12 protein-coding genes, 1 tRNA gene and 1 pseudogene are annotated in these 11,410 nt (G+C 39.6%); 7 read left to right on the top strand and 7 right to left on the bottom strand.

Going from position 1 to position 11,410, the window contains the following annotated elements; genetic code table 11:
* The 5 genes and pseudogenes from H6G97_RS21700 to H6G97_RS21685 all read left to right on the top strand — a co-directional run.
* Positions 1–467: ISAs1 family transposase (locus H6G97_RS21700; protein WP_190942745.1), on the top strand; the 467-nt coding region annotated here is incomplete at its 5' end.
* A 20-nt stretch (positions 468–487) separates the two neighbouring features.
* A complete protein-coding gene (locus H6G97_RS21695) occupies positions 488–1,486 on the top strand; it encodes an AAA family ATPase (protein ID WP_190942744.1) in 999 nt (332 codons plus the stop codon).
* Positions 1,476–1,841 carry a TniQ family protein gene (locus tag H6G97_RS21690; RefSeq protein WP_190942743.1) on the top strand — a complete coding sequence of 122 codons (366 nt, stop codon included), beginning with the start codon at positions 1,476–1,478 and terminating at the stop codon, positions 1,839–1,841. The genes H6G97_RS21695 and H6G97_RS21690 overlap by 11 nt, the downstream gene beginning before the upstream one ends.
* A gap of 6 nt (positions 1,842–1,847) precedes the next feature.
* Positions 1,848–1,985, top strand: a pseudogene (locus H6G97_RS56020) (TniQ family protein); the annotation flags it as partial.
* Positions 1,986–2,027: 42 nt separating this feature from the next.
* A complete protein-coding gene (locus H6G97_RS21685; protein WP_242055072.1) occupies positions 2,028–2,438 on the top strand; it encodes a TetR/AcrR family transcriptional regulator in 411 nt (136 codons plus the stop codon).
* A gap of 163 nt (positions 2,439–2,601) precedes the next feature.
* On the opposite strand, the gene H6G97_RS21680 is transcribed toward H6G97_RS21685, so the two are convergent.
* From H6G97_RS21680 to H6G97_RS21665, 4 genes are all read right to left on the bottom strand, one after another.
* Positions 2,602–2,675, bottom strand: a tRNA-Val gene (locus H6G97_RS21680).
* 379 nt (positions 2,676–3,054) lie between these two features.
* Positions 3,055–3,675, bottom strand: coding sequence for a hypothetical protein (locus H6G97_RS21675; protein ID WP_190942741.1), 621 nt, complete (start codon positions 3,673–3,675; stop codon positions 3,055–3,057).
* Between the two features lie 60 nt (positions 3,676–3,735).
* The gene (def, locus tag H6G97_RS21670; RefSeq protein WP_190942740.1) at positions 3,736–4,269 is read right to left on the bottom strand and encodes a peptide deformylase; all 534 of its coding nucleotides are present in this window, start codon (positions 4,267–4,269) and stop codon (positions 3,736–3,738) included.
* Positions 4,270–4,353: 84 nt separating this feature from the next.
* Positions 4,354–5,613 (bottom strand): HhoA/HhoB/HtrA family serine endopeptidase, encoded by a 1,260-nt coding sequence (locus tag H6G97_RS21665; protein WP_190942739.1) that lies wholly within the window; start codon positions 5,611–5,613, stop codon positions 4,354–4,356.
* Positions 5,614–5,777: 164 nt separating this feature from the next.
* On the opposite strand from H6G97_RS21665, the gene dnaA reads away from it, so the two are divergent.
* Positions 5,778–7,160: a chromosomal replication initiator protein DnaA gene (dnaA, locus tag H6G97_RS21660; protein ID WP_190942738.1), complete on the top strand. Its 1,383-nt coding sequence runs from the start codon at positions 5,778–5,780 to the stop codon at positions 7,158–7,160.
* 251 nt (positions 7,161–7,411) lie between these two features.
* Here dnaA and rppB read toward each other — a convergent pair whose 3' ends face one another.
* A complete protein-coding gene (gene rppB, locus H6G97_RS21655; protein WP_190942737.1) occupies positions 7,412–8,788 on the bottom strand; it encodes a two-component system sensor histidine kinase RppB in 1,377 nt (458 codons plus the stop codon).
* 192 nt (positions 8,789–8,980) lie between these two features.
* Between rppB and H6G97_RS21650 the strand changes: the two genes are divergently transcribed.
* Positions 8,981–10,006 carry a hypothetical protein gene (locus H6G97_RS21650; protein WP_190942736.1) on the top strand — a complete coding sequence of 342 codons (1,026 nt, stop codon included), beginning with the start codon at positions 8,981–8,983 and terminating at the stop codon, positions 10,004–10,006.
* Positions 10,007–10,049: 43 nt separating this feature from the next.
* Here the strand turns inward: H6G97_RS21650 and rppA are convergent, their stop codons facing one another.
* Both rppA and H6G97_RS21640 read right to left on the bottom strand, forming a co-directional pair.
* Complete coding sequence (gene rppA, locus H6G97_RS21645; protein ID WP_190942735.1) at positions 10,050–10,757, bottom strand: two-component system response regulator RppA; 708 nt, start codon at positions 10,755–10,757, stop codon at positions 10,050–10,052.
* A 156-nt stretch (positions 10,758–10,913) separates the two neighbouring features.
* A complete protein-coding gene (locus tag H6G97_RS21640; RefSeq protein ID WP_190942734.1) occupies positions 10,914–11,396 on the bottom strand; it encodes a hypothetical protein in 483 nt (160 codons plus the stop codon).
* Between the last annotated feature and the right edge of the window lie 14 nt (positions 11,397–11,410).

The following is an 11,410-nucleotide window of genomic DNA, read 5'->3' as shown; positions in this document are numbered from 1 at the left end:
GAGTAGAAAAAGGACATCACCGCATGGAAAATCGTCAGGTTTACACCGTACCACTGTCACAACTTCCTGGACTTCATGAACAAGATTTATGGGCAGGAATAACAACAGTAGTGATGGTAGTGCGTTCGATTCAGCATTGGAATAAAACTACCCAGGAGGTGCAATTTTACATCACTAGTCTCGCTAGTAATGCTAATAAAATTGGTAGTGCCATTCCACAGCATTGGGGTATTGAAAATTCAGTTCATTGGACATTAGATGTCACTTTCAATGAGGATGAATGTCGAATTCGTTCTCTGCACAGTCCACAGAATTTTTCTTTGCTACGTCGCATTGCTCTTAATGCCTTAGAGCAAGAATCATCTTTTCGTCGCAGTATTCGCCAAAAGTCACGGCGAGCCGCTATGAATGATCAGTATATGCTTTCTGTGTTAGCCGCATCTCTCCCAAATTCAATCCTCTCCTAGAATCCCACTGTCAATAGGGTTTGAGACGCGCTAACCCTGCTAGCGGTATCGGTAAAACAACTTTGCGACTCCGTGTTGAACAGAAATTAACAGAACTAGCATTACCTAAACTGGAAAGCGATCGAGGTCGTGTTCCTGTTGTTGGTGTTGAAGCTGTAGCCCCAGAATCGAGAAACTTCAACTGGAAAGATTACTACACCCGCGCCTTAATCGCCTTAGAGGAACCCTTAATCGATCACAAGTTTGATTATGGTGTGCGTGGTATCTCTCGCGATAATTTTGGAAAAATTAATGTTGAGTCGAAAGTAGTTGCACCCGCTCTACGCAGAGCTTTAGAAAATGCCCTCATCCATCGTCATCCAGACGTATTTTTTGTAGATGAAGCACAACATTTTGGCAAGATGGCAAGCGGATACAAGCTACAAGATCAATTAGACTGCCTCAAATCTGTGGCAAATATGACAGGTATCTTGCATTGTCTATTAGGAACCTACGAATTACTGACATTCCGTAATTTAAGCGGTCAGCTCTCACGCCGTAGTGTCGATATTCATTTCCGCCGTTATTGTGCTGACAGTCCAGAAGACGTACAGGCTTTTAAAAGCGTATTGTTGACTTTTCAACAGCAGATGCCACTTGCAGAGCATCCAGATTTAATTACTTATTGGGAATATTTTTATGAACGTACATTAGGATGTGTTGGCATACTGAAAAATTGGCTAACACGCGCTCTTAAAGATGCTCTGGATCGACAAGCAACAACAGTCACTCTCAAAGACTTACAAAAACGTGCTTGGTCGGTTGCTCAGTGTCAGAGAATGTTCAAGGAAATTCAAGAGGGCGAACGACAATTATCTGAAACGGAAACAGATGTACAAAACTTACGCTCTGCATTAGGACTTGGCGCAAAAACAATTGCACAGCCAGAAGAAGCTCCAAAAAATACTCGTCCACCAGGAAAAGTTGGCAAACGCAATCCCAAAAGAGATCCTATTGGAGTGCAACAAGATGTTAGCTAATGGATTAGTAACATACGAATGTTGGGATTTAAAAAAGCTTTCTATTCCATCTCGCAGTCAATTGTATCAATTAGAGCCTGTTGGCATTAGAACACCAATGGTGGAAAGCCTTACAGGATACATAGAAAGATTAGCAGAGGCTCATTGTGTACCTCCAGATGTATTAATTTCACGAACTATTACACCACTACTAAAACAAATATTTTTGAAATCCCGAACTAGTAGAGATTTACGTTCTCTTTTCGACCGTGCTACAGCTATAAATGGTACAGGAAATATAGTAATAGATTTAGTACAAGCACTTCAGAAGCTAACGCTTATAGAAGATTTGCACTTGCTGACCCTGCTATTTTGATCTGAAATTATTCCCACGCGCAATTTGTTTCGTACCCAAAGCGCTTGGTGTACTGTATGTTACGAAGAATGGCGTTTAGCTAAACAAGTAATTTATAAACCACTACTTTGGACTATAAATTCAGTAAAAGTATGTCCTTTACACAAAATATATCTATGTTTGCAATGTTCTCACTGTCAGCAGGAGTTGCCACTACTAAGTTGGCGATCGCCCACACTAAGAGCATCTCCAAAACTTTTCAACTCTAATCAAGTACAAGATGCTTTGCTAGCAATACTTGGAAGCGACAAAGAGCCACCACTGACAATGAAAGAAGTAGCTACACGTTTGGGATATAATAGGCGGACAATTTTCAGCCACTTTCCAGATTTATGCAGTGCTATTTCTGCCAAATACCGTAGTTATGGTAAAGCATGTCATACAGAAAAGATACAGCAGTCTTGCAGAGAAGTTAAGCAGATTGTACTTAAGTTGCATAATCAAGGAGAATACCCCTCAGAAGCTCGTGTGTCTGAAATAATGACTCATCCTGGATATCTCCGTTACAGACAGGTTCGTGCTGCTTTAAATGAAACACGACGTGAAATTGGAGTGTAAAGCTATTAGACTTAAAAGGGCAGAGTAAGTTGGCTTCTTCCTCTACACCTGGAAAATTGGAAGCATAACTTTGCCGCCCCCTATTGGAACCATAAGCTTGCCATTGCGGCAAACTTATGGGTAAAGTCACACACTGAAAGCCTTACTATATATGGATTCTTAATGGACGTAACTGGATTCGAACCAGTGACCTCTACGATGTCAACGTAGCGCTCTAACCAACTGAGCTATACGTCCTTAACCACACAATTATCAATATTAGCATATACTTCTTTCAAAAGGCAAGATAATTTTTTGCCGCTCTCGAATTTAAAAAGAAAATCATTGGTGAGGCTGGCTGGTATTGTTATTTCACCAAAGAAGAACTGCCGAAGCCGGAGGGTAATTTGTGATACATCCGGCATCTGTTGAAAGCAATGCGAAAAATAGATTTCAAATGCAATTCTCATCACCGATCTTATATCTCGCTACTAATTCTGTTTTCAGAATTAATAGGGGCTTACATAATAGACATAAGACAGACAGAAGAGCGAAGATCAATGTAGATAAATAGCAGCACTCCCTCTCTACAAGGGTTTCACGCAAGGAATAATTAATTTCAGAAGATGTCTAATAGTTAAATTTCTCGAATCCAAAATGCCAATCCTCCTCCACGACCACGAGCCGCAATGAAATCTTCCGTCACTAAAAAGAAGGCAAAAAAGGGTAGTTTAGCTATTGGCTGACTATAAAAATCTTCTGTTTGAACTTTACCAGAACGGATCGCTCTGTTGTAAACAACACGGCTAAACAGACTGATAAGCATCTGGTTAAAGTCAAACGCCAATAAATTTTTCTTATTTAAATATTGCACTGGCCCCGTAAGTTTCAATGAAACTTGGCTAAACTTAACCTGATTACCAATTTCGCCTCTGCCTAAATCCTGTTCCCAGGTGGCATTAAAGGAAAGATGGATTGCTACAAATTTAGGCACATACAAACCCTTCCCTAATACAATTCCCCCGCGCTCTCTAACTTTCTTAGTGCCAGTAGCAAAGCAAAGTTGCCATTTACCAAGAAGAGACTTAAACGGATAAGTCAATCGTTGCTGCTTGGCAGCTTTTTCTGCTTGTAGCAAGGCCTTTACTAATATTTCAGCACTAGGGCGTGTGCCTTTTTGTCCTCGATACGCAGCCGCAGCCTCGGATAGCACGGTAACAAAGTCAGATGTCGCTGTAGATGTCAGATCAGCCGTCATGAAGGCACTCTGGATTTAACTATTTCTTTGCTTTTCTGATAGATTGTAGCGTTCATTCGTTTATTTATTGTTAACGACTCGTTGTTGATATTCCTGTTCAGTTATCATATCGAGAGTATTCTCTAAACAATCTACAAATACGATACCATCAAGATGATCGTATTCGTGTTGAAAAATCCGAGCGATAAAATCGGTTAGTTCTTGCTTTTGTAAGTTGCCTTGACAGTCAGTGTATTCTACTTCAATAGCTTTATACCGAGGAACTAAACCTCTAATTCCTGGAATACTTAAACAACCTTCCCAATCTTTGACAACTTCAGTTGAATGAGCAATGATTTTGGGATTAATCATGGCAGTCGGTTCCATTTCTGGGGCGTTGGGATACCTGGCATTAGGGCGGGAAGCCACAATAAATAAACGATAGGATTGTGCTACTTGAGGCGCAGCAATTCCTACGCCGTTAGCCTTGGCAACTGTAGCGATTAAGTCTTCTATTAATTTTTGGATATGCTCATCTTGAATATTCTCAACCCAAGCAGCTTTTTGGCGCAATGTTGGATTGCCTAATTGGATTATTGGCACTAATTCAGTCATGATAAAACTCTTTTTGGGAATAGGGAATGGGGAGTATGCCAGTTGTCTTTCAAATAAATAATGACAAATGACAAATAACAAATATTATCCTTCACGTCTTACGGGCAAAGGAGCAGGTTGTACTCCTACTTGGACAATTTGCCCATTGCGTTCTACTTCTATTGGTAATTTAGTACCGATTTTGCTCTTTTCTACTAGCTTTTGTACTTCTTCAATTTTAGTAACAGGCTGGCTATTAATGCTTTTAATCACATCACCGACTCGTAGCCCAGCCACAGATGCAGGAGATCGCGGTACAATCTCAACCAGCAAAACGCCATCATCTGCTTGTAGATTTAAGCGATCGCCTGCTCTATTTCTGATTCTTTCTTTAATTTCTGGTGTCAATGTCACCATCTGAACACCCAAATAAGGATGATCCACCTTGCCTGTAGCAATTAATTCTTGAGCAATCCTTTGTACGGTATTAATGGGAATAGCAAACCCCAAACCTTGAGCGCCTCGAATAATAGCTGTATTCATCCCAATCACTTGACCACGAGCATTGAGCAATGGGCCACCGGAATTTCCAGGGTTAATCGCTGCATCCGTTTGGATGTAATCAACCCGCTTGTCACTAGCACCGATGTCGCTACTAGAACGACCTGTAGCACTAATAATCCCAGAAGTAACGGTATTATTCAAGCCTAATGGATTACCGATGGCAACTACAGCCTCTCCTGGCTGCAAAGCATCGGAGTTACCCACAGATAGAGTTGGCAGATTATTCGCATCAATTTTGATCGCCGCCACATCAGTTACCGGATCTTCACCCAGAACTTTACCATCAAAAGTCCGGCCATCTTTGAGTGTGACAGTAACTCTATCAGCACCATCTACCACATGGGAATTGGTCAAAATTTGACCAGAGGAGTTAATGATAAATCCAGAGCCACTACCCCGCTCTACCCGTTGTCTAGGCCGTGGGGCTGAATCTCCAAAAAACCGTCGGAAAAATGGATCGTTAAATTCGTTTGGTACACGCGAAGTAATTGTTCGGGAAGAATCAATCCGAACTACCGCAGGCCCCACCTGTTGCACTACTTTCACTACAAAATTAGGATCTCCAGAGGAAGAGAAAATCGGTGGGGGGACAATTACCGGGTTCGATTCTATTGTCTTTTGAGCTTGCCTATCGCTTTGTTGAGCCTCAAAGGTCTTAGCAGGTAGAAGAGAGCAGCTCCCCAGGAACACCACTGCTACCCCGTATGAGAGCATCCCCAGAATATTATCTGCTCCCCATCTGTGGGGCAAATCCTTAATATTAATCTTTTTAGGCGCTGAGTGATGATTTGTTGTCTTCATGTGTCGTTGCTTCTCCGTGTCAGTCGGTGGGTGTTAGGATCTTTCCTACCGGGTATGTCCCAAAATGATTACAACTTAAAAGTTTATTCTAGGTCTAGCGTGTCTCAATGCTAAATTAGTGCTTTCTCTTCTATTGTGACGATTAGCAGCAAAGCTGGTGGATAATGGAAATTCCCATAGAAAGTCTGTGGAGTCAGGTACTAGAGCGTCTACAGCTTGAACTATCCCGACCTACCTTTGAAACTTGGATCAAAACTGCTAGTGCGGAGCGATTAGAAAATAATTGCTTGGTTATCCGCGCTCCTAACCCATTCGCTCGTAACTGGCTACAGAAGTATTACATTAATACTATTGCTCATGTAGTACAAGATATTCTTGGTCATCCTGTGGGAATTTACATTACCGTTGCTCAAGGTGATGAAGTTTCTCATTTTAGTGAACGAGAGGTTTCTTGGGAATCACCGAATTCCAGCAGTATTTCTGAGCCTATTCCTAATCGCAATCATAAAACTACTGAATTAAATTCTAAATATGTATTTTCACGATTTGTAGTTGGTGCTAATAATCGTATGGCTCATGCTGCTTCTTTAGCAGTTGCAGAATCTCCAGGTAAAGAGTTTAATCCTTTGTTTTTGTGCGGTGGTGTAGGCTTGGGTAAAACTCATTTGATGCAAGCTATTGGTCATTATCGCTGGGAAATTTGTCCTGATTGTAAAATATTTTATGTTTCTACTGAGCAGTTTACTAATGATTTAATTACAGCGATTCGTAAGGATAGTATGCAGAGTTTCCGAGAGCATTACCGAGCCGCTGATCTTTTATTAGTTGATGATATTCAGTTTCTTGAGGGTAAAGAATATACCCAAGAGGAATTTTTTTATACTTTTAATACTTTACATGAAGCTGGGAAACAAGTTGTCATTGCTTCCGACCGTCCTCCTAACCAGATTCCTAGCTTGCAAGAACGTCTTTGTTCTCGGTTTTCTATGGGGTTAATCGCGGATATCCAAAAGCCGGATTTAGAAACGAGAATGGCAATTTTGCAAAAAAAAGCCGAGGATGAAAATATTAGTCTTCCCCGCGATGTGATTGAGTATATCGCTTCTAACTATACTTCTAATATTCGAGAATTAGAAGGAGCTTTAATTCGGGCGGTGGCTTATATTTCTATTTGGGACTTGCCGATGACGGTGGAAAATATCACACCGGTTTTAGAACCGCCTAACGAAAAAATGGCAGCTACCCCAGAAGCAATTTTAAAGGTGGTGGCGGATAATTTTGATGTTTCAATAGACGACCTCAAAAGTAACTCACGGCGAAGAGAGATTAGCTGGGCGCGTCAATTAGGAATGTATCTCATGCGCCAACATACGTCCCTGAGTTTGCCGAGAATTGGGGAGGAGTTTGGTGGTAAAGACCATACAACGGTAATCTATAGTTGCGATAAAATTACTCAACTTCACCAGAGCGATCGCACTTTAGCACAAACAATCCGCCAACTGAGCGATCGCATCAATATGACTAGCCGTTCTCAAAAACCATCCTGATGATGTATTTTAAGTTTTCCACAACTAGCACCGTGAATATTAGTCTTAACAACCGAATAATTAGTCGAGAATATTAAGTAATGGATAAAAATTGATTAAATTCAACTTAAATTGTGGAAAAATCTGATTTTTTGTGGAAAAAACTGGGGGAAAGTTGATATTTTGCCGATAAAACTTAATTAAGTATAATTACCTTGTGGAAAATTAACTGGCTTTTTCCACAAGTTTTCCACAGATGTAAACTAGTTTTATTAATAATTTTTTCCTCCTGCCACTTGCCTTTTGCCTTCTGGCTTTTTTTGTAACTTAATAGTAAAAGTGCTACCTTTGCCAAATTCACTCTGTACATCTATACTGCCGTGGTGTGCCAAAACAATTGCCTGTGCGATCGCTAATCCTAATCCAGAACCGCCAGTGCTACGGGAGCGATCGCTATTCACTCGATAGAAGCGGTCAAAAATCCGAGTTAACTCTGGCTGGGGAATACCAATGCCTGTATCTTGCACCTGAATCACAGCATAATAGTCACTACGGTCTAAGTAAAGGGTTACTTTTCCTGTTTGTGGTGTGTATTGAATTGCATTGATAATTAAGTTAGAAAATAAGCGATAAAGCTGATCTGCATTACCAATGACATTCAAAGGAGTTGACATCCGTACAGAAGATGTCAGTGTTACACCTGCTGCGATCGCTAAGGCAGCAAATTCCTCTATTAAGTCATTAACAATATCATCCAAGCAACAAATTTCCCGTTGCATTGGCACAGATTGACGATCCAAGCGAGTCAGCAACAGTAAATCTGTAACTAGAGTTGTGAGTCGCTGATTCTGGCGGTATAGGGTTTGTAGAATGTCCCGCGCTTCTGTTTCATCTAATTGAGACATCATGAGTGCGGATTCTACTGTCGCTTGTGTTGCTGCTAAAGGTGTCCGCAATTCGTGGGCGGCATCTGCTGTGAATTGTTGGACTTGTTTATATGAGCGATAAATCGGCTGCATTGCCAATCCTGCTAACCACCAACTAGCAACACCAACTAAACCCATTACGATTGGTAGTCCCAATGCTAAAGTGAGTTTTACCGCAGTGAGATAACTATTAAAGTCCGCAAGACTTCGCCCTACTTGGATGTAACCCCAATCGAGATTTTCTTGGGTGTGCAGCACAAAGGAAATTTGATGATAAAAGTTGCCTTTGCTATCTTTAATGGTTTGCCAAAGTTCCTTGTTAAAAACTATAGGTAATTCGTCTGGATAAGTTCCTGCGATCGCAATTAAGCTTCCTGAATTATCGAAAAAACGAACATAATAATTGCTTTGATTGATAGCGCTTAAAATATGGCGTTTGGAAATTGATTGTTCTTGAATACAACTTTTTCCAACTACACAAATATTAGGTAAAAGTTGCTGTATTACTGGTTCCAATTGACCAGGTTTTTGTAATTTTAACTCAATAGTATCGTGTAAGGTTCCTGCCACAGATTCCAGTTCTCGGTCTAATGTCATCCAATGGGCATGGGAAATTGCTCTGTAGATGCCAAATCCGCACAAACTTAAAATCAAAGCCATGACAAGCGCATACCACAGCGCTAAACGTAGGCGGGTTTGCTGAAATAGTTTATTCTGATTCATAAAAAAACTATCAACATATAAATTTGGTCGTAGCAACTACCAGCCACCAAACATTTCAGTGCAGTACATTACTAGTTCGAGCATCGGTATTGTATTCTAAGCTATCCACCGTTAATAAATTTAGACTTTAAGGTGTATTGTGAATGCAGATTAGTATATTATTTCATTATAAACCTGCATAAAAAATTCTCTATGAAGCTAGTTGAAATTCGCCTAACAAATGAAAATGAACACCCAGACTATCAAAACCGCACTGTATTACTGAAACCAGATGATTTATCTCCCTATGCTGCCTATCTTACGCTTAAAGGATTATTTGGAGAACCTAATAGGCACTCTATTGATAATAAGTCGCAATGGTCATATGAATTGAAAGTTCCTAATGCAATATTAGATGTATATGATTGGAAAATAGAAAGTTGGAGCGTGGGTGTCTATGCAGATTCAGGTGACGAATTAGAAGCCAAGAAAATAGGTCAAGAATTTGTAGAGCTACTCCAGAAACAAGCTCAAAAATATAACTCGCAAATCAAAAGTGCGGCTATAAACACAGAAAACTTTATTCTACAGAACCCATTTGCGCTTTATTATCAAAGTGCCAGTAACCTCATGGAGCATCTTAAAAAAATAAATTCAAACTCTTTAAAATCTGACATTATTTCTAACATAATGTCAAAGGATATTTGTCGAGCAGCCTTTTTCTTGTTTATGGCATCATTTGAAGGGTTGTTGAACTTAATCTACGAGCTATATCTGAAACCTGAATTACGAGATGAAAGAATTTATGATAGGCTTTCAAGAGAACAAATTGATATTAAGTTGAAACTTGCCCCTCTATATTGTAGTTGCTTTAAAGATGAATTAATTGATGGCGAAAGTGAGGAATTTAAAAATTTTCACTCTATTATTAATCTTAGAAATGATTTCATACACGCCAATCTAACTAAGGCGATGAAAACACCAGTGATATTTGAAGATGGCTGTATGTTTATACTTTCTGTGAGTATGCGAGATAAGCTGGGTTTACCAAAAAACATTAGCGAGTTACGAATACAAGATTTACTAATAGTAGAGCAGAGTATTGATAACATGATTAATATTTTGATTAAGGCAATGAAACCTAGGTATAAAAAAGAATTTAAGTCAGTAATGGAGATAAATTTCATACATATTGAAAAGGAGGATGGCGAATTGATCGTTATTGGTGGTGAAGAATGATTGCTTATCAACGCCTCAACTCAGTCATTATAATAAAAAACAATTAATAGAGACTTTCATCGGTAAGATTCAAACGATATCCCATCCCATGCAAGGTTTCAATTATATTTTCGCAACGACTATTAGCTAGTTTGCGCCGTAGCAAACGCATTTGTGCTGCTACCACATTACTCACTGGTTCTGCACTGACTTCCCATAGCTGATTGCGAATTTGTTCTGTAGTAACAATTTGGTTTGGGTGCTTCATCAAATATTCTAGTAGCTGGAATTCTTTATTTGTTAGAGGAATTTCCTGTTTATTTCCCGCAGCATTCTGACTAACAACTAAATTATTACCATAATCTAAAGTTAGATTGCCAACAGTTAATTCTTGTGGCTGAAATTGGGGCGATCGCCTTTGTAATGCGCGTAATCTCGCTAATAATTCTGCCATCCCAAATGGCTTTACTAAATAGTCATCTGCGCCAGCATCCAGCCCAGCCACTTTATCTTCCATGCTATCTTTAGCTGTCAGCATTAACACAGGCAGAGGATTTTTATGGGAGCGTAACTGTTTGCACAATTCTAATCCTGATATTCCTGGTAGCATCCAATCAAAAATAGCTAGTGTATATTGTGTCCAGCTATTTTCTAAATATGCCCAGGCATCATTACCATTTACTACCCAATCGACTAAATACTTGTGTTGGGTAAGAGTTCGCTTAATGGCATCACCTAAATCTGTTTCATCTTCTACTAATAGCACTCGCATAAATTTCACTCGTCATACTAATTCGTAATTCAGTAAGTCGGCACTAATATTTCAAGCTATTTTGATAAATTTAAATGTAAAGTGTGTTGTCGCGGAGCGCAACGCACCTTGAATTGTTGACGCTGCATTAACCTACAGCATAACACACCCTACTAGTTACCGATTAAAATTAAAACGCCCGTCTACTTTTTTACCTTGAATATCTGCATTAACTTTCACCTGATACTGACCATTAATTTTTTCTTTTAATAAACCTGCGTAATGTTTACCTTTTGCATCATAAGTAAAAGGAACTGTCTTTTGTGTTCCATCAGGTAACTGAATTTGAGCCGTAACTTTGGCATTAGGTATTGCCTCGTGATTGTCTCCTCTTTGCAAATATAAATCTAGATGAGTTCCATTAGCCTCTTTGACTGGGACAAATTCTAAATGGTAAGCTCCTGTCTCGACAATTTGACCTCCATGAGATTTGCCATGCTGTCCCTCTGCTTTAAGAATAGATGAAGCTGAAGGCTGAGGATTTGAGCTATAAGCTGGAATATTTTCTGTATTAGCTGCTGGATTGCTGTTACTACAAGCTGCCAATAAAACTATTCCTGCACTTGCAATAAGAATCAAACCAGATTTTATTGATTTCATTAGTTTACTCCTAA

This window comes from Nostoc flagelliforme FACHB-838 (assembly GCF_014698065.1).
Classification (GTDB): Bacteria; Cyanobacteriota; Cyanobacteriia; order Cyanobacteriales; family Nostocaceae; genus Nostoc; species Nostoc flagelliforme_B.
The sequence above is the reverse complement of the archived record's forward strand: the minus strand, read 5'-3'. Positions and strand labels throughout refer to the sequence as shown.

Excerpts from the sequence above, each read along its gene's own strand:
- H6G97_RS21690 (WP_190942743.1), top strand. The coding sequence starts at position 1,476 with ATGTTAGCTAATGGATTAGTAACATACGAATGTTGGGATTTAAAAAAG.
- H6G97_RS21675 (WP_190942741.1), bottom strand. The coding sequence starts at position 3,675 with ATGACGGCTGATCTGACATCTACAGCGACATCTGACTTTGTTACCGTG.
- def (WP_190942740.1), bottom strand. The coding sequence starts at position 4,269 with ATGACTGAATTAGTGCCAATAATCCAATTAGGCAATCCAACATTGCGC.
- H6G97_RS21665 (WP_190942739.1), bottom strand. The coding sequence starts at position 5,613 with ATGAAGACAACAAATCATCACTCAGCGCCTAAAAAGATTAATATTAAG.
- dnaA (WP_190942738.1), top strand. The coding sequence starts at position 5,778 with ATGGAAATTCCCATAGAAAGTCTGTGGAGTCAGGTACTAGAGCGTCTA.
- rppB (WP_190942737.1), bottom strand. The coding sequence starts at position 8,788 with ATGAATCAGAATAAACTATTTCAGCAAACCCGCCTACGTTTAGCGCTG.
- H6G97_RS21650 (WP_190942736.1), top strand. The coding sequence starts at position 8,981 with ATGAAGCTAGTTGAAATTCGCCTAACAAATGAAAATGAACACCCAGAC.
- rppA (WP_190942735.1), bottom strand. The coding sequence starts at position 10,757 with ATGCGAGTGCTATTAGTAGAAGATGAAACAGATTTAGGTGATGCCATT.
- H6G97_RS21640 (WP_190942734.1), bottom strand. The coding sequence starts at position 11,396 with ATGAAATCAATAAAATCTGGTTTGATTCTTATTGCAAGTGCAGGAATA.